Raw genomic sequence first — 23,872 nt, forward strand, 5'->3', positions numbered from 1 at the left:
TCCTGTTTAGGGCATTTTGTTTACCAAGAAAGTCTATGGTGATTTTCTAATCCTCGTCTTATAATGCCCCTCACGTCTGTTCTATAATAATCAAAAATAACAACAGAACATTTGAGCGTAAGTCGCTTTAATGTCGTATGGTTAAGTTGATATTTTATTCAGGCACATCATCCTTGGGGTTGTAGATATGAGTGAGTCGGCAGAAACAGTTGAGCTTATCAAATTACCAGTGTCGCAATTGACATTAGGTATGTTTGTCAGTGCCATAGACAAAAATGATCAGGGTCAACTTGCTATTGCAAATGCTGGACAAATTAAACATAAGGATGCAATTTTAAAACTGGCCAAAAGTGGCATCAAATTCGTTTGGGTGGACACTGAGCGTTCGGCAGAACATTGTGGGTTAAAGAAAAAATCGACTAATGATAGTCAACCCGACAATCGAAAAGCGCTAGTGAGTCGCGATAAACAACAAGCTCAAGCTAAGGTTATGCTGACCGAAGCGAAAGATCTTATTCGTAAAGTGTTATCCGAAACCTTCGAAGGTAAAGCCATCGAAGTTGCGCCCTTCGAAGCGTTAGCCGATACCATGATTGAGTCTGTCATGTTAGATGCTGATGCACTTAAATGTATGTCTGCGCTCCGTTCAAAAGATGCCTACCTACTCGAACATTCAGTGAATGTCGCCTTTCTGCTGGTAACCTTTGGTAAATATCTACAGCTGGATCGCGATATGCTGCGGCAAATGGCGGTCGGTGGTATTTTGCACGATATTGGCAAGATTAAAGTCGATAATAAAGTGCTACACAAGCCGGGCAAACTGACACCAGAAGAGTTCGAACATATGAAGCTGCATCAAGTGTATGCGCTTGAAATTATGAACGAAACTACTGGTCTGTCGCAGATCAGTAAAGATATCTGCTTGATGCACCATGAAAAGTTAGATGGCCGTGGTTATCCAAGGGGATTGAAAGACGATGAAATCCCTCACCACGGTCGTATGAGTTGTATCGTCGATATCTTCGATGCGTTAACTGCAACGCGCTGTTACAAAGAGGCAATGAGTCCTGCCGCGGCCTTTAAAATTTTACTCAGTCTGACGCCATTTCACTTAGATCAAGGATTGGTCTATGAGTTTATTCGTTGTATTGGTGTTTACCCTGTGGGTTCCTTAGTTGAATTATCGGACGGCCGAATTGGTATTGTCTGGGCCTCGAAGGACAGAGATGCACTGCATCCGATCGTAAAGTGCTTTTATTCTTTAAAAGTAAAACGTTACACAGATGTCGCTATGGTGGATTTATTAAAATCTGAGTTGTATATCGAGCGCGGCGTGTCACCGAGTTCATTGGATATCGATCCAACGCCTTTCTATTAATCCTCAAATCTTGTCTCTAATGCCGGTCATCTAAGTCGATGGCTGGTGTGAACGATTGCAGAGCCTGCGCTAAAAACCGTAAACTGAATGTCTTCTCCAGTCTGGCAATGGGATGAACAGTGCTATGAAATCATTATTTCCTATTTTTATCATTCTCTTATCTTTGGCTTTATTAATCCCTGGGGTGACTCAACCTATTTTGAGCATTAGCGGCACTATCGATAAGGCCAAGCTGACCGAGCAGGGCATAGAGCAAGTTGCTCAACGTTTCGATGAAGACTCGGGGCGCGACAGCGCTCGCGGTATGCTGAGTATGGTCAGTGGTTTGCTTGGGCTCAATAGCCTTAAGGGCGAAGTCGAAGTGTTGCAGAAAACCCGTAGTATTTGGGGGACGGTGACCGAACTTTATCACTCTGGGAACGGGCTCGTCGCAGGATTAGTGATGTTATTCAGCGTGGTGGTGCCTGCCTTGAAGTTGAGTTTAATGCTGGCACAGCAATGTGTGAGTTCGATTGGTCTGAAACTGAGGATTAATGCCGTCGTCAACGCACTCGCCAAGTGGTCGATGGCCGATGTGTTTGTGGTAGCGCTGATCATCACCTTTATGGCGGGGAACGCCTCAGGTGGCATGGGGGAAATGTTAAAAACACAGGCACAATTTGAAAACGGTTTTTACTTCTTTACCGCTTACTGCATTTTATCGATCCTGAGTGGGTTTTTAGTGCGGCGTCCAACGCCAATTCTTTAGCTATTTTAAAGGCATACTGACTTTAGTGACAAAGTGAGTATGCCTTGCTCAGTGAGATCGACATCAATCTAGATTAAGACAGAGTGCCATTTTGATAAATGGGCATAATCCAATAGCGACAGGGATTATGTTTGCAGACCAAAGCCAGCGCCGCGAGTAGCGCCGCTTGTTGTGCAGCGGGGTGCATGATTTCGAATTTGCAAAACTCCCGATAACCTTCCACTTGTTCCTTGATATTAAAATGGCTATGTTCACGGCTAAAACCACAAATATTCCCTAGGCTAAAACCCGATAGAAACTCCAACTCTATCAAGGTATCGACTATGTCGTCCTTAATATCATTTTGGGCGATCAGTACTAACAGTTGTTCTGTGCTCATTTACGTTTCTCCAGCCAAAAATACAGAATTGGCAGTAAATACAGTGTGGTAATGGTTGAAGTGAGCAGACCGCCAATCACCACAATCGCTAAAGGTTTTTGAATTTCAGCCCCAGGGCCCGAGGCAAACACCAGCGGCATAAGACCAAACATCGCCGTAGTCGCTGTCATCAAAATGGGGCGTAAACGCCGCGCCGCACCTTGTTCCACCCGTTCGCGCAGGTTGCTGAACATGTGCTTGGTTTGTTCGTAATAGCTGACCATCACCACGCCATTGAGCACAGCGACGCCGAGTAGGGCGATAAAGCCAACCGAGGCGGGCACGGACAAATATTCCCCCGATAAATACAGGCTAACTATGCCGCCCATCATAGCGAAGGGAACGTTAGCGAGGATTAAGCCCGCTTTGGCCAGTGAGCCAAATGTGGTGAATAAAATCAGGGTGATCAGTGCGATAGCAATGGGGATCACTAGTAGTAAATTGCTGGTGGCCCGCTGTTGGTTTTCAAACTCGCCACCAAAACTCACGCTATAACCGCTCGGAAGTTTGATTTCCTGCGCGATTTTAGCGTTGAGCTCTTCTACAAAACTCACGATATCGCGACCTTGCACGTTGGTGGTTATCACTGAAAAGCGATTCCCTTGCTCACGCTCGATAAGGATGGGGCCTTGCTTATAGCTTAAGGTGGCGACATCACTCAGGCGTTTTAAGGAGTGATCTGGCATCACCAGTAACTGATTTTTAAGTTCATTAATGCTGCTTAAGTGGCTCTGATTGTTAGCAATCAGCACGGGTGTGCGCTTTTTACCTTGTAGCACTTCGGTCACGATTACGCCTTCGAGCTGGCTTTTCAGGTAGCGGGCAAACTCCATGGTGCTCATGCCAAAGCCTCGGGCGAGCTCGTTATCTAAGGTGAGGTTGATAAAAGGACTGCCTTCGATCATCGCCATTTTCACATCGACGCTGCCGCTGGTGGCATTAACCAGCTGTTGGATTTGGCTCGTGAGCTGACCTAAGGTGTCGATATCGTTACCAAAGACCTTGATCGCCACGTCGCCAATGCTGCCGGTGAGCATTTCGGATACGCGCATTTGGATCGGTTGAGTGAAGTTAAAATTAACGCCGGGATAGTCCAATAACACAGTGCGGATCGCATCGATAAGCGCTTCTTTATTTGCAAAGCGCCATTCGCTGCGGGGCAAAAGTTCTAAGAACACATCGGTTTCATTGAGTCCCATGGGATCTAAGCCGATTTCATCCGCGCCAGTACGCGCCACCATCTGTTTGATTTCAGGTACTTTAGCCAGCAAAGTTTGCTGAATTTGCTTGTCGATGGCAATCGAAGCCTCGAGTGAAATCGACGGAGACTTCTCCAACTGCAGAATAATGTCGCCCTCATCTAAGGTCGGCATAAAGGTTTTTCCCACTAACCCGAACAAGCCTAAGCTGACAATAAGCAAACTAAAGGCGATCACTATAAAGCGTTTTTGATGGCTAAACGTGCTCTTGAGGCTGCCCAGATAAAGCTGTTTAAGCTTTTCAATCGCCTTAGGTTCCTTGGCGGCTTTTTCGTTGACGAGGTAAGAGGCGATAACCGGAATAACAGTTAACGACAACACCAGCGCCGATAGCATGGCAAACACGATAGTGACCGCAACTGGGGTAAAGAGTTTGCCTTCGAGCCCGCTCAAGGTCAGCAAGGGCGAGAACACTATCATGACGATCACTGTGCCCGACACCACGGGAATGGCAACGTCCTTGGTCGCGCGAAAAATCAAATGCAGTCGGGGTAATCTCTGCTTAGTCGCGATGAGATTCACCATGTTTTCGACTACGACCACAGATGAATCCACTAACATGCCTATGGCGATAACGAGCCCGCCTAGGCTCATTAAGTTCGCAGAAAGATTAAAGTAATCCATCATCAAAAACGTCATCAGCGCGGCGAGTGGTAGCGAGAGTGACACGACCAATGCGGCGCGCACGTTACCTAAAAACAACGCCAGCAAGATGATCACTAGCACTACGGCTTCGAATAAGGCATTGGAGATGGTATCAATCGCGGTATTGATCAGATTCGCGCGGTCGTAAAAGGTGTTTATCTGGCTCCCTTCTGGCAAGGTTAGGCTGATTTGATCGAGCTTTTCCTTAATGTTTTTCACCACTTGTGCGGTATTAGCGTCTTTCAGGGCGATGATTAACGCTTCGGCGGTTTCGTTGCCGTCTTTAGTCACTGCGCCATAGCGGGCTAAGTGGCCAATTTGAATATCGGCCAAATCCTGCAGTCGATACACTCTGGCATCATCGGCCTTGATCACTAATTGTTTGAGTTCGTCGATGTCATCGATGCGGCCTTCGGCGCGGACTATGATGGTATCTGTACCAATAGTGAGCTTGCCCGCACCTTCGTTGTGATTATTCTCCACTATCGCCTGTTGCAGCGCCGCAAAACTTACGCCCGCGGCCGCCATAGCCGCAGGTTTGGGGGTCACACTAAAGCTTTTGGCATAGCCACCGAGGATATTCACATCGGCGACACCTGCAACGGTTCGTAGTAGCGGACGGATTTCCCATTCGAGCAACTGCCGTCTTTCCATCAGCGAAAGATTGGGATTTTCGAGTGAAAACATAAAGATTTCGCTGAGCGGCGTACTCATTGGCGCTACGCCGCCCGTCACACCTTCAGGGAAACTGTCCCACACGGCTGCGATGCGTTCGCTCACCTGCTGGCGCGCCCAATAGATATCTGTGCCTTCGTCAAAATCGAGGGTGATATCGCTGATGGCGTATTTAGTGGTCGAGCGCAGAATCGATTGATGGGGAATACCTAACAGTTCGGTTTCAATCGGCACGGTAATTTGCGCTTCGATTTCCTCCGGCGTCATGCCGGGCGCCTTGAGGATGATTTTCACTTGGGTGGGCGAAATATCGGGAAAGGCATCCAAGGGAATGGAAAACCAGGCTCGCGCTCCCGCTAACATGATGATCAGCGCCACAATCAGCACAAATAAGCGCTGCGTAAGCGAAAAGCGGATGACTGAGGTCAACATCTTATTCGCCTCCTAGGCCAAGCATTATGCCTTTGACTGCAGCAACTGACTGGGATAACACTTGGATTTGGCTGAGATCTTGATCGCTTTCAACGATATATTGCTCTGGGGTTGAACCGAGAATATCGATCGTAATCGAGGTGAGCGTGTCTGCGGTTTTAGTGAAGACTTGGCTGTCTTGCTCCCAACTGAATACGCTATTTTTAGGCAATAAATACACCGCCTTTTGATACTCGGGTATCACAGTGATCTGTTGTCCTAACAGTAAGTTACATTCCTGCGGCAAGGGTGATGACCAAGCGGTCACAAAGGCACCTTCGGCGATGGCCGACACGGACTCAATGGCGATATGACACTGATTGATATTCACCGCCGAGAGCGAATGTGACTGACTCATTGGCACACTGACCTTGACGCGAATGCTGTCGCTGGGCACCAGTGAGAATAGCTGTGAACCTGCCATATAAGGTCCATTCACTTGGTTGAGTTTAACGATCCCCGCCACTGGCGTGCCTACCACTAGGGAGTCTGTGGCGGCATCTGTGCTTTTGACTATCTCCATAAAATGCTGCATGTGCTCGTATTCGAGGTGAGTGCTGAAGTAGTCTTTGCTGATCTCTTGCCATTTTTCTGCGCTAATACTGCCATTGTTTAATAAGGGTTTATTGCGCTCATAACGGCTCTTTGCCAGTTGATATAAGCTGCCAGCGGCTTCGACTTGGGCGAGGTAGTGGAACACTTCTGGCCCAGTCAGTTTAACTATTGCTTGGCCTTTAGTGACGAGCTGGCCTTGGCCGACGAGAAAGCTGATCTGCTGGATATTCTCCGGTGTGCTGATCCAGTAATCGTTACCGGGGAGGATTTCAACCTGCGCGGGCAACGGGCTGCCCTCATAACTGGCGACTTTCTGTGGTTGCACATAACTCAGGTCTAGATTACCGAGGGAGCTAATTGTTAGGGATTCAGCCTGCACTAAGGTGGCAATACTGGCGGATAAACAGAAAAGGCATGCGCCGTATTTGGCCATCATAATGAAATTCCTAAGGCTTGCAGTTGTTGGGAGTGCAGTTGTTGCTGCGCGACTTGGTTCAGTGCCAAGCGGGATTCGGTATCGAGCGCATCCATATAGCGGCGCAGCCAGACTTCGTAGCTAACTTGGTTTTGGTCTTTGACCTTAGCCAGCTCCTCTGTGATGGTGCGGCTAAGGTGTAATGCTTGAGTCAGCAATGTTTGTTGGTCGAGTAAGTTTTGTTGCTGTTGCTCTAGCTTTTTAAGCTGAGTTTTCAGCTCGATATAGGTACGGTCGAGGTTGAGCGTGTGCTCGGTATTGGCTTGTTGCCATTGGGATAATTCGGTTTGTGATAGGGCAGAACCCAAAGTCAGTGGTACAGAAACGGCGATGCCAAGCTGTTGATCATCGACTTGATTATCGGCGGTATTTTTGGCCGTGAGTGAGACTGCCCAAGGATCGTTATTCCCTGCTTGCTGACTCTGGATGATCAACAGCTGTTGCTGCTTCTGCAGGCTCAGTAGTTGCCATAATGGATGCTGCGCGAGCATGTCATTGGGTTGGTTGTTGGCAGAAAGTGGCCGCGCGGTTTCGGCTATGTTCTGCGGTATTTGCTCTTGTCCGGTGAGTTGTTGATAGAGGGCACGCGCCTCGGCCTGTTGCTGATTAAGATCGACCCGCTCCAGTGCAATATCCACCAGTTCGCGCTCTAACAAGAGTATGTGGGCAATCGGCAGTTCGCCCGCATCTGTGAGTTGCTTTTGCTGACTATGGAGTTTGTCGAGTAATTGGCTCTTGCGATCTAATTGGGCCAGTTTCACTGCAGCAAGACGATGTTCCCACAGGCTTTGTCGCAATAATCCCGATAAATACAGGCCTTGCAGCGCGACTTGTTGCGCCTGAATGCTTTGGGTGAGTTGTTTAATCTGCTTGTCGCTGCTGTGCAAAGCAGGGGATTTTATTGGCAAATTGAGTGAGAGTTCCTGCTCGTAGCTGTTACCATTATCTAGGCTACCTAAGTGACTCAGGCTAATGCTCGGCAGGCCATTGAGCCAAGCTGAGCTGCTCAAGCTTATTTGTGATTGCGGTAACTGGCCGCCCGATTGAGATAGAGAATGTAATCTAGCTTGGCTGGTGGAGAGTGCTTGAGATAGCTCGGAATTCGCGGCGTGGCACAGGAAACTGCTGCTGACTAAGGTCGCCAACAGACATAACTTGATACAAGACGTACTGACAGACATAGGACGATTCTATGGTAATAAAGTGTGCTGTCAGTGTAGGGATTGGTGGGCGAAAGTCGTGGGGGACATGTATCATAAAACCGTCTATGGTACATATGTCCCATAAATTAATTGGTTGATTTTGCTTTTATTTAGGAGTTTTTCGATGAAGGATCTTGTCATTATTGGTCTGTTGGCCTTGATCATATGCTTTAAGCTTTTTGACATCTCATCCGACATTCAATTAGGCATTCCCCAATGGCATATTGCTCAGGAAGCCATGTTATTAGTGCTCACTGTGATTGGTGCCATGTACTTAAGTTATGACCTTATTCGTCGCTCCCGCGAGGTGAAAGCGTTAGCTAAACGGTTGGAGCATGCGGATAAAAAAATCGACAATATGTCGACGCAAATGCGCTCTGCCAGACAAGAATACAGCCAAGCTGTGTCGCAGCAATTCGAGACTTGGGGCTTTACTAAGAGTGAGCAGCAAGTGGCATTTTTATTACTTAAGGGCTTAAGCTTTAAAGAAATTGCCGAAGTGCGCCAGACTAAAGAAAAAACCGTCAGACAACAGGCATCGACCATTTACGGTAAAGCGGCAGTCGATGGACGCCATACTTTTTGCGCTTGGTTTATGGAAGATTTTATTCAAGAACATAATCAAGATCTTGCTGCGAATGAAGCGGCATCAAGCCCTAAGGCGGCTTAATCAACGCAGGATTGGCTTAGCTGTTATAGCTATTTGTTATTGAAAATCGATATTTGCTGAGTTTTTAGTTCTAAACAATAATGAGCATCCCCTAAGTTTGCAGGAAGATGCAATTGAAAAACTGGCTGATTATCGTGTTTTGCCTGATTGCCTTGGTCGCTTCGACGCAAACCACAGGACTCGTGCGTTCACTTATCGAATTCTCCGCCTTTGTTGGCGTCCTCTACTGGGCTTGGCGAATGAAGCCGACGGCAGAGTAGATTGGCTTTGAGTTAAATCTTAGCTATTGAAAATAAAGAATATACACTAAAGACGTGATACCAATCGCTGCCCACAGCATCACCCCAAGTAACAAAGGTTTGGGGCCACTCGCCCGCATTTTCTGCACTGTAATTCCTGCACCAATCAAAAATAAACACAGGACTAATGCCCGTTTCGACACCATAAATAAGGTGTCATAAACAGCGTGGAATTGTGGCAACCAATGGGCTACGGCAATGGCTAAACAATAAAAACCGATAAAATACGGCAGGTTAAGCTTGCGCTTATCGCCACCAAACAATATAGCGCTGACTAATGCGATCGGGATAATCCACAGGGCACGGGCGAGTTTTATGGTTGTTGCGGTTTTTAAGGCTTCATCGCCGTAGGCCGAAGCCGCGCCGACAACCGATGAAGTATCGTGGATGGCGATGGCGCTCCACACGCCAAAATCGTATTGGCTCATATTGAGCAAGTGGCCGAGTGCGGGGAATAAAAATAGCGCGACTGAATTGAGCACAAATACGCAGGCTAATGCAGTGGCGGTTTGATCGTTACGCGCATTGATGGCCGGAGCGACTGCGGCAATGGCACTGCCACCGCAAATCGCGGTACCAGAGGCGATTAAGTGGCCCGTGACATGATCAAATTTCAGGGCGCGGGTGAGCACAAACCCTAAGCTGAGGGTGAAAAAGATTGAGCCAACAATCAGGCCGAAGTTGTGGGTGCTCGCCTCGATCGCCGCGTTTAAGTTAATCCCAAACCCTAAGCCAATGATCGAATAAGACAGGAGTTTTTTGGTGAGTGCGGCGATATTCCATTGCACTGGCACCCAACCAAGGCTGGCTAAGGTAAAACCTAACACTAGCGCCATGGGCGATGAGATAAAAGGCGCGAGGCATAACAAACCCGCACAGATGAAAACGATGCGATGAGTCTTATTATCTTGCTGTGATGTCGATGAAGAATTCATAACGCCTTAGGCTCGAGCGATTCGGTTTATCGTTCCAACCACAGATCTTCACATTAAGCGACGGATACAAAATGGCGATCAATTGGATTGATCATGGAGACAGATGCAAGAGGGCATTATAGCTGGGTGTATGAGCCTCAATAAAATCAATTAAACTTATCTAGTCAGTCAGTTTTATTGACTATCAGAGGATTGTGCAAAGCAGGAGGGTAAATTGAAGAAGATGAACTGAGCTCAGTTCATCTTCTTGGCTAGATAATAAATGGCGAGGTTACAAAGCGTGAAATTATAAATTTACGATACTTTTCAAGTTGTAATCGCTGCCATCCTTTGCGGTAAACAACTTATCTTGGGTGTCGTTAGCGCTGGACATACCCGCATGTAATAGGCTGAGCCAATGGCGCGATGCGGCAGAACGTGACTCTGGTGTTCCGACTACCATGTTTAATGACGTTCCGATTTGGATATCTTCCAGATTGGCAACGTCTCTCGCACCTATCATGCCACTGCGGTCGAAACTGAGTTCAACGTGGCAACCTAGGTCCTGTAACACTATGGCGCAAGGCGCATCTTTAGTGCCGTTAAAGGCCACAAACTGTTTTGGCTGACGTAAACCACTGTGGCTGCCGTCGGCAAAAAAGGCCAACAGGTGTTGGTAGTAAACCACATAGCTGCTCACATCTTGGTGTGAACCAGAGTTAAGTGGAAAGAGGCGGTCGAGGAATTGTTTCGCATTAGCGATCTTCTCGTGCTCGGCGACATTCACTTGGGCCACGGCTAGCACTTCTTCTGCGATGAGGCTGTTTAGATTCGGTTGGATCTGGTTGCTCTTGATAATTGACATATTCATCGCTTGTTCCTCTTACTCTTTCAATTTAAAAAAATTCAGGGTTTTGATTTAACTTTTGGCTTATCAAAGTTTGTCTTCAATTTGGTTTGTCCGCTTTGAGTGCTTAGCCACTTTTAGTGGGAGTGGTTAAGCCTTTCTTGTACTGGAATGGCTTAGCTTGTTCGCATTAGCCTTTCCTTGATTGCTTGATTTGTAGTCTAGTCTTTTTTTGACTACAATTTCACAATAAAAATTTTACACTGTGAATTTTACAAAATGCGCAATGACCAGAGCTTGATGAGAAAATCACATTTCCTAGGCACAAAAATACGTAACCTACGGAAACGTAATAATTTAACTATGGAAGATTTGTCGGCACGATGCATTCGAGTCGACGCCGGAAGTGCGCCCTCTGTGTCATATTTGTCGATGATCGAACGTGGCAAGCGTGTGCCGAGTGCCGGAATGCTGGCAGTCATCGCCGCGGTTTTTCAAAAAGACGCCGAATGGTTCTTAGACGATGTGCCCGAAGAAAACGCCATTACGCCAGACAAGGGCCGACGTGGTGGCATAAGTGGTATGGCACTTGAACCCAGCTTTTTGTTTTCCAATGATATTTTACAAATAGCGATACCTGAGATGCTGTCGCAGACAGGGATCTCAGGTCGGCAGTTTGCCCATTTATTGATCCGCGCCCATCAAGAACACCATCAAAATCATTTCCCCGATCTTGAACGTGCCGCCGAAGAAGTCGGCCTCAAACGTATGCCCCTATCTCTGGACGATATGCTGGATATCGCTAAGGGAATGGGATTAAAAATCAAGTGGATAGATAGTACGCCGCAGGAAGTTATCGATGAAATGGGCGTGAGTTCGCGCCAGTTGGTCACCTCATTTATTGAGCCGCCGAGCACGATTTATGTAAATAAAATCCTCAAAAATCGCCCCAACAGACTCAAATATGATTTAGCTGTGCACATAGGTCATTGCGTGTTGCACAACAAGGACGGCCTCAAGAGTGTGATGATCTCAGGCCGCAAATTAGAAGTGGATGAAGAGGCGGGTATGCAGTCCAATACCTTGAACGCGCAGGATATCTTGCATGCGTGGCGCGATTTTGAATCGAGCTTCTTCGCCGGTGCGCTGCTGTGCCCTAAAGTGCCTTATCGCCAATTACTCGACCGCCACGGCTATGAGATTGAAGTACACAAGCAACTGCAAGTGTCAGCCTCAGTCGCCATGCGGCGTATGACTGTCGTCTCTCCTTATCCCCATTGGCATTATTTCGACGCTTACGCACCAGGCAAACTCAAAGCCGTTTACCGTGGTAACGGTATTCCACTGCCTTGGGGCAATATGCGACTAGTGGAAGACCCTTGTCAGCATTGGGCCGTCTTTAGGATGATCAGTGAGCCGACGGTCGGTACTTCGGCACAGATTTCGATTTTAAACGTCGGCAACGAACCCCGCATTTACTGCTGTGAGTCGATTAAAGTCGAAGATTCTGCGGGTAACCCGCATGTGCTCTGCGCTGGTATTGATTTGAATCCGGCCATTGAAGCCCAAGGCAAAGATGCCCTGTCTATTGCCCACGATTTGAAGAATGCCTGTGTCGCCAGCGGCGGTTCAGTCGCTATTCCCAAACACATTAAAAGCGATCTGGTGAGCGTCGCAAAAATCCTCAATATCAACTGGATAGAACGTGGGATCAAAAACGACGCCCGCCTTATTTGCTCCCGCGGCGCCGTATGCCCACGTCAACCCAGTTGCTATCAAGCAGGTAAATCACAGTGTGATGGTACTGAATAAAGTATCGCAGATGGGATTGATGTTAAGCACTCTCACTTCAGTGACTCGCCGTAAACTCGTCCCTGAGGGCTCGACGGCGGCATCCATGCCGCCAACGGTCACTTCCATGAGAGTGCTTAACTCTGTGGACTCCTGTGTTTGTCTGTATCGCTCATTTAGTTGATAGTTAAACAAAATAACGACTTTATTCTGAAGTATGAGTAACTGATTAATAAAAAGGGATTTTATGTCTGATGATATTGTAGAGTTTAACTGGCAGAAGCCTATGTTATGCACTGATGGAACGGAATTATTTCCAAAAGACACATTAAACAGAGCAAGATACGCTTCATTTTTGCACAACTATTTGGCAAGTAATGCCATCGATGGCGGTTATGTATTAAACCTAAATGCTAAGTGGGGATCGGGTAAAACCTATTTCATTAACCGCTGGATAGAGAGCATTAAAGAGAGTCACCCTGTCGTTTATATTGATGCTTGGAAGCAGGACTATTCAGACGACCCAATGCTTACTGTGATTTCATCTTTGATAAACGCTTTAAGTGATCAATTACCTCATGGAAATAAAATAGTATCTAATATCAATGAAAAAACGGCTCGTTTTATCAAAGCTGCAGCACCTGCTTTACTCAAAGGATTGGTTAAAAAGGCAACTGGATTGAATTTAGATGACATTTCAATCGAAGACAAAATTACACATGAGCCTAAAAATGATGACAAAGGTTCATCAGATATTTTTAGTGAGTCTGCTGCAGCTATTGCACAATGCTTAGTGAAAGATCACAACGATAAACTGAAGTCGGTTGAATATTTACGATCCGAAATTAAAGAATTAATTACTGCGGTAATTGCACATAAAAATGATACTTTAAAAGCACCGGCTTTTATATTTATCGATGAATTAGACCGCTGTCGTCCAAGTTACGCAGTAGAGATGTTAGAAGTAGTGAAGCATTTCTTTGAGCTAGATAATATTGCATTTGTTGTTGCGACTGATACTGAGCAATTACAGCATGCAGTTAAAGCAGTCTATGGGGAAGGCTTTGATGCACAAACCTATTTAGGGCGATTCTTTAGGCGCCGTTATTCGTTAACTGAGCTTTCTCGCTATGAGTTTGTAAGCCGAATCGCAGAAAGCAAAGTGACTTATAATCCTAAGTGGAAAGAATATATTCCTAGATTAGATGAGATCGATGACTTCACAAGAGTTGTTTCTATTGTTGCCGATAGATTTAGACTATCGCCAAGGGAAACGGATCAGTTAACAGATAAATTTATAGCTGTTTTAAGCAATCAAAATAAGACTTTAAATCCTTATTTATTGTTAATTCTATTTGTATTGAGAGATAAGCATTACTCTTTGTATGAGGTATGGATTGAGTCAACCAATAAAGAGGCTAGTTTTGGACAATCTATTGGGAAATTAACTTATCGAATCGATATTTCCCCCATGGTTTATAAAAACAGAGAGCAAGGTTTTTTTCCAAGAGAGGTGGATACCGATTCTTTGGTTGATCTTCAACAAAGCCTTGATATGATCTTATCTAATATGAATAAGGTGTGTTCTCCTTGGAACCAGAGAGAAAAAGATAAATTTATAGGCAATCTGGAAGATTCATTATATTCATCTTCATCTTCATCTTCATCTTCATCTTCATCTCCGAACTTAACTGAAAGAGCAAATAAGGTGTATCAAATAAGGCTTATGAATCTCAAAGCTAATAAGTCAGATTATAAAAACTGGGTTGAGCTAGCGGTGTCTTTTGATGAATAGAAAGAAGCGCTTATCTATACTCCTAAGTCATTTTAGAGCTATCCATTTATGAAATTTTGGTATTAATGTAAGAATAGTAAGCTTCAAAAATACGCAGGAATTGACATGATTAAGCACTCGCGTGTAAGTGCTTAATCATTAGTTATGTCGTCACTCATTTGTTTATCGCTTTAAAAAGAACTCATCTCACAATCCCTACTCTATGATTTTTTAGCAATCAGTCTCGCTCATTCTTGACGTGATTTTGTGTTTAAAATCATTGGTTAATACAACAAGCCGAGCAAACACACTACGGTGCTGGCGGGTAATATGGGCTGTAGCCAACGCGGCTTGTAGCTGAGTAAAATCACTAGAATTATCGAACTCAAACATACCCAGCCAAGCAGTAATACGCTGGCGTACGCTGGGCCGTAATGACGACTGGCAAGCCAATAGCACAGGACGAGCGTTGCAGTACCAGCGGTGCGAAATCCGCGTGCCTGTGCATCGGTTAACGTGCGGTTACGCACGGCGCGGTGGTGGCTAAAATAAGATAAGGCCAACAGCCCCATGGCGATAAAACAGGTTAACAATTCGCCTGTGGCTGTCATGATTCAACTCCTAATTCTGTCGTCGTTTTGGTTACCCGTGTAGCCAGCACTTTTTTAGGGCTACGCAAGCGTTTGGCTGCCATGTAAAACAGCGCTGCAAGTGCGAACATCATGAGATCAAATCCTGCGAGAACATAGGCTTGGCGCTGTAGATTGCTTATCAGCTGATACTGCGAAGTCATGGCATTGAGCAGGGGTAGCAGGCCATAAAGCAAGGATGTGAGTAAAAAAAGTCGTTGCCATGTTTGTTTATTTCGTTTGAAACAAGCGAGCAGTGCGACTAACGCCCAACTGATAAAGAAACAATGGATTTCCCAGTTTTCTCTATCTGCAAAGGTGACGGGTAAGAGTCGATTGGCATAAAAATAACAGGCTAGCGCAATGGGCAGGCCACCAAAGGTGGCGAGATTCAACATGTTCACTAGCGTGAGCCCGCTATGATTCTTATCTTTTTTAAGCTGCTTTTGTGCCAGTTTATCGGCCCACATAATCGCGCCGCTGGCGATCATCACGCAGCCCGTTAATCCCGCCAGTAAATACAGTAAACGTAGGCCTTGGCCTGCAAAGCGACCACTGTGCAGGGCTATCATGGCACTTTGGGTTTGATTCGCTCCCGAAGTCACAGCCGACTGCGCCAACACAGCACCTGTCACAGTAGACAAGTGATACCAAGGCGCTTGCTGATTTAAGCTGTGCTCAGGGGCGATTTTGACTGTTACGCTGGCATTGCTGTCGTTGAGATTATCAAACTGCAAGCCTTCAAGTGGCGACTCACCGACGACACTGTGAATCGCACTGAGTAAACTCTGACTATCGAGCATAGTGGCTGGCGTGCCAGTGGCGGCGGGAGTTTGGTAAATGGGTTTCCATTGCGAATAAAAGGCTTGAGTTTCATCACCATATTGCGTGTTAAGTCCCCATGGCATATACATAAACATCAAAGTCACTAGGCCGGTGTAAGTGATCATAAGATGAAAGGGCAATGCGAGAACTGAGCTGGCGACATGGGCATCTAACCAAGAGCGCGGGCCTTTTCCGGGGCGAAAACTAAAAAAATCCTTAAAAATACGTTTGTGGATCACTATCCCGCTGATGATGGCGACCAGCATGAACATAGTGCAAAAGCCGACAATCCAACGCGCCGTGAGCACACTCATGTAGTACAAGTCGAAATGCAGTCGATAGAGAAAGTCGCCCCCTCGGCTTTCCCGTGCTTTAGGCAGGGCTTCACCCGTCGCAGGGTTAATAAAGCCTTGATGATAATTACCAAATCGCTGTCCTTCAGCGGCGGGATCGCTCCATGCATAGGTCAGTAATGGCACCCGTTGTGTGGGTAAGTAAATCCACCATGACTCAGCGTCAGGCGCTTGTTGTGCCAAGGACGTGAGGCCCTTGAGTATCAATTGTTGATTATCCGCATTGGCATCATATTGGCTGCCGTGGTTTTCGGGTTGCATCCACAGGTTGATTTCAGCACGGTAATAGGCCGCTGTTCCGGCGAAAAAAACCAGAAACAACACCCAGCAGGTGAGTAATCCAACCCAAGTGTGTAGCCAAGTCATTGAACGAAAAAAGGAGTCTTTCATAATCCACTCCCTTGAGCACTTGTAGCATCAAACGCTTTAGCGGCGAGGTAAGCTAAATACAGCAGACCGCTAAGCGCGAATAAATCCAGCCAGTATCGCCATGTTGATTTAACGCTGAACACCCAAATCACGGCGCAGGTGTACACAGTAAATGACAGCATCATGGCGGTTAACACCCGATCAACCTGAGATAACGGCAGGATTTACGCGAATAAAATAGTCGCTACTGCACTTAACAAATAGCCGCCAAAGGTTGCTGCGAGGCAGCGATTGCCTATGTGCAGGCTATCGCTCCAGATGGCTGACGTTTTCCAGCGCATCAGTCTTTGTGTTAACGGCGGAGTCATGTTGGTTTTTTCAGTCATTATGGTGTGCCACTTCTGCTGAATTTGTCTTGTGGGTGCGGGATAGCACAGAGATTAACAGGGCGGGTAAAAAGGTTAAGCTGAGTAGCGTTGCCACGATAAGACCTGCCAATACCACTATGCCAACGCCGCGGTAGAGTTCGCTGCCAGCACCAGGGAATAACACCAGCGGCAATAAGCCAAACAAGGTCGTCGCGGTAGACATTAAAATCGGTCGCAATCGACTGGCGACGGCAGATTTGACGGCGTCAACGACACCAAACTGACCCGATTGCAGGTTTTTACGGCTCTGTTCCACGATCAAAATCGGGTTGTTAACGACAGTGCCGAGTAGGATTAGAAATCCAAGCATAGTAATCATATCAAAGGGTTGGTGCCAACCTTGGCCGCCAAGATACGCAAATAAGCTGCCAATAGAATTAAGCGCTTGTAAGCCGACTAACCCGCCAGCAAGTCCGAGCGGGATAGTGATCAGCACAAATAACGGATAACCCCAGTGATTAAAAATCGCGACTAATAACAAGTAGATGATCAACACGGCGACCAGAAAATTGCTGGAGAGTGCCGCTTTTGTCGCTTCGAGCTGATCGGCTGCGCCCGAAATGTCCAAACTGACATCTTTGCCGACCGCACCTTGTTGATAGAGGATGGGGACTAGTTCTTCCCGCACCTTAGCCACAGCGGTTTCCAATGCAATGGAGCGCGGCGGAATAATGTAAAGGGTCACGGTTCTGCGGCCATCGACGCGGCGTAAACTGTCGCTATCCATCTGCTCGCTAATGTCGGCTAAGGCTTGCAGTGGCAGTACATTACCCTTAGGCGTGACTATCGGCGCGAGCGCCAATTGCGACAGACTCTGTTGATTGCCTGCCAGACTAAATAGAAAGATATCCACCTTGTTATCATTGAGGAAAAACTCGTCGACATAGGCGCCATCGCTCAGTGCCGAAACCGCATAACCAAACTCGCTGCCGCTAAAATCTTGTTCTACAAGACGTTGCCAGCGAGGGGAAATCTGCCACAGCGGTTGATCTAGCGACAAGGTCGATGGGTCTGAATACAGCTGTGGTTCGGCAAATACTTTTTCCGCCGCTTGATACGCCGCTTCTGCAGCACGATAGAGGCTGGCTTGATTTGGGCCAGAAATATCCAAGGCGACAGCGCGGGTGCCACCATCGTTGCTGGAAATAATGGAGCCCCGCGATGAATAGGCGCGCATGCCAGGATATTGCTCAAACAAGGCGGTGAGTGAGCTCATCATGGCATCCATATCTTGGCTGCGAACGGGCTCGCTCATCACCCAAATACTGCCGACACCCACGCTGAGGGTATAGTATTTTAGCGGCGGGATCTTTTGCTCACCACGTTCAAAGGATGCCGCCTCGGCATTGACTCTCGCGGATAGCTGAGTCGTTAATTCTTCAGCAATTTTAGCCATTTCCGATAGGTTGTAACCCGGCGGTGCGACCATAGAAGTAAAGGCTTTTGGTTCTTCGCCTTCGGGTAAATATTCGGCCGGAGGCATCAGCCAAGCCGCAAGCCCGATCGTCGAGACGAGTGACAGCACAATCACAAAGGTGCGGCGTCTTGCCGACAGTACAAGTTGGCTGACTAAGCTCAATATGCGTGATGCTTTGGGCGGCTCACTTTGGTTTGTCTGCGCCGAGTGCATCTTACCGAAACCAAAACGGGCAATAGCGGCGGGTACGATGAACACCGCGACCAGCATAGAAGCGATAATGGATGAAGCGATGGCAATCGCGATATCCGAGTACAGTTGTCCCGCTTCTTGTTTGATAAATAGAATGGGTACAAACACTAGTACTGTGGTGAGCGTCGAGGCCAGTACCGCAGGCCACACATCGTAGATACCACTTATGGCTGCTTCGAGACGCTCTAATCCGCGTCTGCGCGCTTGTTCAATGCTTTCGAGCACCACAATGCTGTTATCGACCGTCATGCCGATGGCAAAGGCAACACCCGCCAGTGAAATGACATTAATAGTGCGATTAAACACCAGCAGCCCGACGAAGGCGGCTAAGGTACACAGCGGAATACCGATAACACCAATCAGGGTTGCTCGATTCGAGCGCAAGAAGAGGTACATGACCAAGGTTGCCAGTAAGGCACCTAGACCTAAATTCACCCACACATTTTCAACTGAATCTTGCACATAGCGCACATCATCACTGAATAACTCTAACTGCATGGCGTGCTGGGCGAGTTGATTTTGATTGATCTGCGCTATCACGGGCATCATGGCATCTTTGATGGCGATAACGTTAGAACCGACATCCCGTTTGACCGCTAAGCTGAGGGTGCGTTCTTGTTCGGCAAAGGACAGTTCACGGATCTCGGCGTGGTCGAGTTTTATCTCGGCAACGTCTTGCAGCAGAATATTCGTATTACCTTGGCGTTTTAAAATCAGTTGCTTAAGTTGATTTAAATCCTCAAAACGGCCAATTACCCGCAGTAAATAACGTTTTTTACCACTGTCGATATCGCCCGCAGAAGTGTCCTTGTTGCGATCTCGAATGGCTTGGCGCACGTCCATAATGCTGATGCCGCGTTGGGCGAGTTTGGCGGGATCGAGCCGTATTTGAATTTGCCGTTCAGCGCCGCCTTGAATAGTGACAGAGGAAACGCCTTTGACGCGCTCCATTTGTGGGCGAATAAAGTCGTTAGCGAAATCGCGCATCATGTCTATGTCTAGATTCAGCGGGTTCCCCGCGACAGGCACGAGGCGGAAATACATGAAAGCGTTGTCTGAATATGAACTGCTGTAAAGCCTTGGTTGATCGACGTTTTCAGGGTAGGACGATACTTGGCTGAGCGCATTGCTAACACGAATAAGCGCATCGCTTATCTCTGTGCTTTGGGGGAATTCGAGTTCTATCCATGCCGAGCCCGTATCGGCCCAAGAGGTCATGCGTTGTAAGTTGGGCAGGGTGCGCAGGTAGCGTTCCTGCTCAAGTAGAATTTCTTTTTCGACGTCTTGCGGTGTTGCCCCCGGCCAACCTGTGGCCACGCTGATGGTGCGCACATCTAAGTCGGGGATCATTTGGATTGGGATACGCAGTGCGGCAGCTGTGCCCAATACGCAAAATATCAAGACGATGACCGACAGTAAGGTGCCATGTTTAATTCCAAACTTCAGCATCCCACTAACCTCTTACTGCAGAGTTGAGTACAGAGACTGGCTGTTGGTCTTGTAGGCTTTCGTTACCGCGGATCACCACGGGCGTATCTTTGGGTAATGGGCTAAGGATTTCAATCCCGATGGCGCTCGTATGGCCCACTTGAACGGTATGCCGTTGGGCTATGTTGTTTTGCACGGTAAAGACACTGAACTGGCCGTCGGGGTGACGGACTAGCGCATCTTGCGGCACGACAACACTGTGTTGCGCCCGCTGTAAGTGGAAGGTCGCAGTGGCCGATGTGCCGGGCATCAAAAGTCCACTCGCATCAGGAATGGTTAAGCGCACCAAGAAGCTACGAGCATTGTGGTCGCTCACGGGGACGAGTGCATTCACATGGCCGATAAACTGCTGTTCAGGCAGCATATCTGCGGCAATATCGACTTGAGTTGCAGTGGCTATGTTTTGGAACATTTCCTGTGGGACTTGAATATCAAGCCAGAGCTGTTCTTGGGATACTAAGGTGAAGATTTCAGTGCCGACATTGACCCATTCACCGGTTTCAGTTTGTTTGCTGGAAATCACTCCCGCAAACGGCGCGATCAGTTGGTGGCGGGCGACCACCTCTTTTTGGTGTGCTAATGCTGCCGTTAAACTCTGCAGATTAGCTTCGGCTTCGGTTAACGCCGCTTGACGAATCGCGCGCTCAGTTTCGGGGAATAATTGCTGAGAACTGAGTGTTTGCGCTTCGGTGAGGAGTCGCTGCTTTTCTGCCAGCATGGTCTTAGCGGCCATTACATCAGCCTGACGCTGTGCTAATTGGTGTATGGCTAAGGTGTCATCGAGTGCGAGTAGAGGCTGGCCAGCTTTAACGTTAGAGCCCGCATCGACCAGCACTTTGGCGACTAGGCCATCGGTACGTGCAGATAAGCGGGCTACCCGTGCGGATTTAATGGAGCCACTGAGTGGCAAAAGTTCATTGGTACTGCCTGTTTGGGGCAAGGCGACTGTTACAGGTGCTGTGCTTGCGTGGACTGCAGAACACAGCATGTATAAACCTATCATTAAATAACGCACGTTAACTCCATCTCACTATAAGATTATTACTGAGTGATAAAACTCGTGGTGGTGATGTGTAAAACGCTATCAACCTCGTTGCCTGCGAGTGTTTGTTTACCTTCTGTGGTGTGATTACTGACGAGCAAATAGCGGCCTGCATCTGGGGTATCGAGGGCGAATTTGCCTTGGGCATCGGTGGTGAAAGATTTACTCCAAAAACCGGGGCGATAAACTTGTACTGGATGATTCACCAGTGGTGCGCCTTTATAGCTAAGTACAAACTCGGGAGCGCCTGACTTTACTGGCGTAAATTCAAAATCTTGCAGCGCTTTTGTGTGTTCTTGTCCCGTGCGGGCATAGAGTATTGCAGCCTGCAATCCGGTCTCGGTTTTCCATGGTTGCCACGCGGTATCGGCATAGAAACTGATGTCACTCTTGCCATCTTGGGTTTTGACCAGTAGATGATCGGCCTGCGCTGTGGCGGTTAACGGTGTCTTGGCATTGGCGGCGAAAATACGCGCCGCGCTTAACGATGCTAACTCTTCTGCCGAAGCTTGCTCTGAACCCGGTTCGCCAAATTGCACTTTAACCGAACCATCGGTATTACGCTCAAGCCATACTTCATGTGCTTGAGCCGAAAAAGCGATACCGCCGAGTAAAGTGAGTATTACAAGTGCTTGTTTCATTTGATCATCCTTAATGTTATTTCGGGTTAGGGCTATGTTTTAGAGCGTCCAACGTAGTGACAGTGTGGCATTACGTGGCTCGCCAAAGTCGGCGTAACCCCAGAGTGAGCGGTTGTAGTTCTTGTCAAAAATATTGTTAATGTTCAATTGCATAGAAATAGAAGGTGTGATTTGGTAGCCAAACATTAAGTCAACGAGTGAGTAGACTGATTGTGTTTGGCGGTAAGCCACATTCGGCGCGCCATCGACACCCCAAATAGTGCCTTGATAGAAGGTGCTGCTCTGCCAGCGCCAGCTCGCACCTGCAGTAATGCCCGGCAGAATATCTTCAAAGTTATATTTAGTGGTGAGTTTGAAGATATCTTCGGGCAGATAAGTTTGACGACGTAGGCCATCTTTATCTTCTGCATTGTTGTGGGTATAACCACCGCTGATATCCCATAAGTCGGTAAGACGTCCGGCAATTTCTAACTCATAGCCCTTGGTGGTAATCCCATCCACACTTTCGTAGATAGAGTCACCGGAAGGTAGCTGACCTTTACCTGCATATTCGGGTTCGTTGTCTTTATTGGTTTCGTAGACGGCGGCTGACATGTTTAGCGTGTCATCGAACAGCGCGACCTTGACGCCGCCTTCGACGTTTGTGCCTTCTGCAGGTTCGAGCAGTTGGCCATCTTCACCAAAATAGGTGCCAGGTTTGAAGATTTCAGTACGGCTAGCGTAGACAGCAATCTGCTCGGTCACATCGTAGACTAGGCCGTAGTAGGGGATGAAAATACCGGTTTTTTCCATGGTCGCATCTGTGCTGTTACCCACGAGATCATGCTTTTCATAGGACCAGTTACTTACGCGTCCACCGACCATTAATTTCAGTGAATCCAATACATTGACACGGACCGTGCCGTAAACACCCGATTGGCTTTGCTCATTGGTTTGGCCATTGGTGGGTGAATTAGGAATATTAGGCTTGGGGTAATTGCCCTGATCCGCGACGTTATAGCGACGTTGGCGTCCAGATTCAGTGTTGATGTTATCGAACTCGTTGTCACCGTAGTTAAAACCGATCACAGCGCTATGTTCACGGCCGAGTAAGTCGAAGTTACCCGTTGCATACAGGTTGAAACTGTTGGTATCTGACTCGCGATCATGTTGGGCGGCATAGGTATCGCCCCAAGGGCCAACAAATTCGCCGGTTGATTTGACGATATAATCGCCTGGGTAAAAGGCCAATGCGTCTATGGTGGCGTTAGCAATACGATAGGCACTGACGAGTGACCAGTCGTTATCGAATCTATGTTTAAACTCGGCCATGAGACTTTTTTGGGTCACGTCCCAATGGGTCCAGTCCTGTGAGCTAGAGTAGTTGCGGCCAAAATCGACAGCTGTGCCATCGGTATAAAATGCGGGATTAGAGTTCCAGTTATACACACCGTCGGTTTGTGATTTTTGATAGTCCGCAAACAGCGACAAGCTAGTATCTGTGCCGAGACTCGTTTCAACTACGCCATAGAGCACTGTGGTATCGCGCTGATAGCGATCGATAAAAGAGTCGCCTTTCTTCACCGCACTCACGAATCGACCTTTCACATTGCCCGAATCCGTTAGCCAGCCAGAAACATCGGCCTCAAGTCTATAGGTATTCCATGAGCCATAACTTGCACTTGCCGTGGCACGGGTGTCATCCGTTGGACGTTTACGAATAAAATTAACCGTGGCAGAAGGTTCACCTAAACCACTTAAAATCCCTGCCGCACCTTTTAATACTTCAACCCGTTCGGCAATCACAGGGTCTAAACCTTGATCAATTGAGCCGCTGTAAACATGGGATGAAGAGGTTGTGATTAAGCCGTCAATTTGAACACCGCTGTCTAGTGCATAACCGCGCACGAATATCTGACTATTTTCAGAGGCATCGCCCACCATAGTCACGCCAGGAGTGTGATTTAACACTGACTCCATAGTGACCAAACCTTTGTCGCTAATCATCTCTTCGGTAATCAAAGTGACGCTTTGTGGGGTTTCTTTGAGTGACATAGACAAACCCGTGGCGCTATTCATTGCCGCGCGGGTGTATGTTCCTACCACGTTCAATCTTTCTATCTGTTCTGTATCTTTTTTCTCATCTTGCTTAGGGTCAGTATTGGCTTGAACCGTCAGAGTAAGTGTGCTGAGAAGTACAGGGATCAATGGCGAGCGCCAAGACGTTAAAACAGATAGGGGAGGCATGGTATTTCAATCCTTTCAGGCGATTTCAGATTAAATAATGATTGGTGATCCTGAGTGCAAACAAAGTGTTTAGGTGCAAAT

Annotated in this window: 19 protein-coding genes and 1 pseudogene; 6 read left to right on the forward strand and 14 right to left on the reverse strand. The window is 47.4% G+C overall.

All coding sequences use genetic code 11. The features are described from left to right. Positions 1–187: 187 nt before the first annotated feature. Both L5M29_RS11655 and L5M29_RS11660 read left to right on the forward strand, forming a co-directional pair. Complete coding sequence (locus L5M29_RS11655; RefSeq protein WP_263167924.1) at positions 188–1,378, forward strand: HD-GYP domain-containing protein; 1,191 nt, start codon at positions 188–190, stop codon at positions 1,376–1,378. A gap of 112 nt (positions 1,379–1,490) precedes the next feature. Next, positions 1,491–2,126, forward strand: a complete 636-nt coding sequence (locus tag L5M29_RS11660) for a paraquat-inducible protein A (protein WP_011845398.1) — start codon at positions 1,491–1,493, stop codon at positions 2,124–2,126. A gap of 73 nt (positions 2,127–2,199) precedes the next feature. Here the strand turns inward: L5M29_RS11660 and L5M29_RS11665 are convergent, their stop codons facing one another. Genes L5M29_RS11665 through L5M29_RS11680 form a run of 4 tightly spaced genes read right to left on the reverse strand, consistent with a single transcriptional unit; the run spans position 2,200 to position 7,805 of the window. Further along, positions 2,200–2,505: a DUF3240 family protein gene (locus L5M29_RS11665; protein WP_006079422.1), complete on the reverse strand. Its 306-nt coding sequence runs from the start codon at positions 2,503–2,505 to the stop codon at positions 2,200–2,202. Further along, a complete protein-coding gene (locus tag L5M29_RS11670) occupies positions 2,502–5,555 on the reverse strand; it encodes an efflux RND transporter permease subunit (RefSeq protein ID WP_259521297.1) in 3,054 nt (1,017 codons plus the stop codon). Before L5M29_RS11670 ends, L5M29_RS11665 begins: the two co-directional genes overlap by 4 nt. Position 5,556: 1 nt before the next feature. After that, positions 5,557–6,585 (reverse strand): membrane fusion-like protein, encoded by a 1,029-nt coding sequence (locus tag L5M29_RS11675; RefSeq protein WP_113940181.1) that lies wholly within the window; start codon positions 6,583–6,585, stop codon positions 5,557–5,559. After that, positions 6,582–7,805 (reverse strand): metal transporter, encoded by a 1,224-nt coding sequence (locus tag L5M29_RS11680; RefSeq protein ID WP_263167925.1) that lies wholly within the window; start codon positions 7,803–7,805, stop codon positions 6,582–6,584. The genes L5M29_RS11675 and L5M29_RS11680 overlap by 4 nt, the downstream gene beginning before the upstream one ends. Positions 7,806–7,950: 145 nt before the next feature. On the opposite strand from L5M29_RS11680, the gene L5M29_RS11685 reads away from it, so the two are divergent. Then, the gene (locus tag L5M29_RS11685) at positions 7,951–8,496 is read left to right on the forward strand and encodes a helix-turn-helix transcriptional regulator (protein ID WP_012090629.1); all 546 of its coding nucleotides are present in this window, start codon (positions 7,951–7,953) and stop codon (positions 8,494–8,496) included. A 113-nt stretch (positions 8,497–8,609) separates the two neighbouring features. Further along, positions 8,610–8,756 (forward strand): hypothetical protein, encoded by a 147-nt coding sequence (locus L5M29_RS11690; RefSeq protein WP_105253023.1) that lies wholly within the window; start codon positions 8,610–8,612, stop codon positions 8,754–8,756. Positions 8,757–8,779: 23 nt separating this feature from the next. On the opposite strand, the gene L5M29_RS11695 is transcribed toward L5M29_RS11690, so the two are convergent. Then, a complete protein-coding gene (locus tag L5M29_RS11695; RefSeq protein ID WP_263148648.1) occupies positions 8,780–9,730 on the reverse strand; it encodes a YeiH family protein in 951 nt (316 codons plus the stop codon). 286 nt (positions 9,731–10,016) lie between these two features. After that, positions 10,017–10,580, reverse strand: a complete 564-nt coding sequence (locus tag L5M29_RS11700) for a malate synthase (protein WP_011845404.1) — start codon at positions 10,578–10,580, stop codon at positions 10,017–10,019. 255 nt (positions 10,581–10,835) lie between these two features. Here L5M29_RS11700 and L5M29_RS11705 point away from each other — a divergent pair, with 255 nt between their 5' ends. Then, the gene (locus L5M29_RS11705; protein WP_263141342.1) at positions 10,836–12,368 is read left to right on the forward strand and encodes a DUF3612 domain-containing protein; all 1,533 of its coding nucleotides are present in this window, start codon (positions 10,836–10,838) and stop codon (positions 12,366–12,368) included. On the opposite strand, the gene L5M29_RS11710 is transcribed toward L5M29_RS11705, so the two are convergent. Further along, on the reverse strand, positions 12,345–12,476 hold the full coding sequence (locus tag L5M29_RS11710) for a hypothetical protein (protein ID WP_263167927.1): 132 nt from the start codon (positions 12,474–12,476) through the stop codon (positions 12,345–12,347). The genes L5M29_RS11705 and L5M29_RS11710 overlap by 24 nt on opposite strands. Before the next feature lie 118 nt (positions 12,477–12,594). Here L5M29_RS11710 and L5M29_RS11715 point away from each other — a divergent pair, with 118 nt between their 5' ends. After that, positions 12,595–14,142: a KAP family NTPase gene (locus tag L5M29_RS11715; RefSeq protein WP_263167928.1), complete on the forward strand. Its 1,548-nt coding sequence runs from the start codon at positions 12,595–12,597 to the stop codon at positions 14,140–14,142. A 263-nt stretch (positions 14,143–14,405) separates the two neighbouring features. Here L5M29_RS11715 and L5M29_RS11720 read toward each other — a convergent pair whose 3' ends face one another. The 7 genes and pseudogenes from L5M29_RS11720 to L5M29_RS11750 all read right to left on the reverse strand — a co-directional run bounded on the left by L5M29_RS11720 (position 14,406) and on the right by L5M29_RS11750 (position 23,791). After that, positions 14,406–14,732, reverse strand: coding sequence for a DUF3325 domain-containing protein (locus tag L5M29_RS11720; protein WP_263167930.1), 327 nt, complete (start codon positions 14,730–14,732; stop codon positions 14,406–14,408). Next, positions 14,729–16,318, reverse strand: a complete 1,590-nt coding sequence (locus L5M29_RS11725) for a PepSY-associated TM helix domain-containing protein (RefSeq protein WP_263167932.1) — start codon at positions 16,316–16,318, stop codon at positions 14,729–14,731. The genes L5M29_RS11720 and L5M29_RS11725 overlap by 4 nt, the downstream gene beginning before the upstream one ends. Continuing rightward, positions 16,315–16,683, reverse strand: a pseudogene (locus L5M29_RS11730) (hypothetical protein). The gene L5M29_RS11725 and the pseudogene L5M29_RS11730 overlap by 4 nt, the downstream one beginning before the upstream one ends. After that, a complete protein-coding gene (locus L5M29_RS11735; protein WP_263167934.1) occupies positions 16,676–19,843 on the reverse strand; it encodes an efflux RND transporter permease subunit in 3,168 nt (1,055 codons plus the stop codon). The pseudogene L5M29_RS11730 and the gene L5M29_RS11735 overlap by 8 nt, the downstream one beginning before the upstream one ends. Before the next feature lie 4 nt (positions 19,844–19,847). Further along, a complete protein-coding gene (locus L5M29_RS11740) occupies positions 19,848–20,897 on the reverse strand; it encodes an efflux RND transporter periplasmic adaptor subunit (RefSeq protein WP_263167936.1) in 1,050 nt (349 codons plus the stop codon). 26 nt (positions 20,898–20,923) lie between these two features. After that, complete coding sequence (locus L5M29_RS11745) at positions 20,924–21,565, reverse strand: DUF4198 domain-containing protein (RefSeq protein WP_263167938.1); 642 nt, start codon at positions 21,563–21,565, stop codon at positions 20,924–20,926. 39 nt (positions 21,566–21,604) lie between these two features. Next, positions 21,605–23,791 carry a TonB-dependent siderophore receptor gene (locus L5M29_RS11750; protein WP_263167940.1) on the reverse strand — a complete coding sequence of 729 codons (2,187 nt, stop codon included), beginning with the start codon at positions 23,789–23,791 and terminating at the stop codon, positions 21,605–21,607. Positions 23,792–23,872 lie beyond the last annotated feature (81 nt).

It is taken from the genome of Shewanella sp. SM95, assembly GCF_025653595.1.
GTDB lineage: Bacteria > Pseudomonadota > Gammaproteobacteria > Enterobacterales > Shewanellaceae > Shewanella > Shewanella oncorhynchi.

Coding starts and splice junctions, on each gene's coding strand:
- L5M29_RS11725 (WP_263167932.1), bottom strand. CDS start 16,318: ATGAAAGACTCCTTTTTTCGTTCAATGACTTGGCTACACACTTGGGTT.
- L5M29_RS11700 (WP_011845404.1), bottom strand. CDS start 10,580: ATGAATATGTCAATTATCAAGAGCAACCAGATCCAACCGAATCTAAAC.
- L5M29_RS11660 (WP_011845398.1), top strand. CDS start 1,491: ATGAACAGTGCTATGAAATCATTATTTCCTATTTTTATCATTCTCTTA.
- L5M29_RS11745 (WP_263167938.1), bottom strand. CDS start 21,565: ATGAAACAAGCACTTGTAATACTCACTTTACTCGGCGGTATCGCTTTT.
- L5M29_RS11680 (WP_263167925.1), bottom strand. CDS start 7,805: ATGTCTGTCAGTACGTCTTGTATCAAGTTATGTCTGTTGGCGACCTTA.
- L5M29_RS11720 (WP_263167930.1), bottom strand. CDS start 14,732: ATGACAGCCACAGGCGAATTGTTAACCTGTTTTATCGCCATGGGGCTG.
- L5M29_RS11685 (WP_012090629.1), top strand. CDS start 7,951: ATGAAGGATCTTGTCATTATTGGTCTGTTGGCCTTGATCATATGCTTT.
- L5M29_RS11705 (WP_263141342.1), top strand. CDS start 10,836: ATGCGCAATGACCAGAGCTTGATGAGAAAATCACATTTCCTAGGCACA.
- L5M29_RS11710 (WP_263167927.1), bottom strand. CDS start 12,476: ATGGAAGTGACCGTTGGCGGCATGGATGCCGCCGTCGAGCCCTCAGGG.
- L5M29_RS11715 (WP_263167928.1), top strand. CDS start 12,595: ATGTCTGATGATATTGTAGAGTTTAACTGGCAGAAGCCTATGTTATGC.
- L5M29_RS11675 (WP_113940181.1), bottom strand. CDS start 6,585: ATGATGGCCAAATACGGCGCATGCCTTTTCTGTTTATCCGCCAGTATT.
- L5M29_RS11670 (WP_259521297.1), bottom strand. CDS start 5,555: ATGTTGACCTCAGTCATCCGCTTTTCGCTTACGCAGCGCTTATTTGTG.
- L5M29_RS11665 (WP_006079422.1), bottom strand. CDS start 2,505: ATGAGCACAGAACAACTGTTAGTACTGATCGCCCAAAATGATATTAAG.
- L5M29_RS11655 (WP_263167924.1), top strand. CDS start 188: ATGAGTGAGTCGGCAGAAACAGTTGAGCTTATCAAATTACCAGTGTCG.
- L5M29_RS11750 (WP_263167940.1), bottom strand. CDS start 23,791: ATGCCTCCCCTATCTGTTTTAACGTCTTGGCGCTCGCCATTGATCCCT.
- L5M29_RS11695 (WP_263148648.1), bottom strand. CDS start 9,730: ATGAATTCTTCATCGACATCACAGCAAGATAATAAGACTCATCGCATC.
- L5M29_RS11735 (WP_263167934.1), bottom strand. CDS start 19,843: ATGCTGAAGTTTGGAATTAAACATGGCACCTTACTGTCGGTCATCGTC.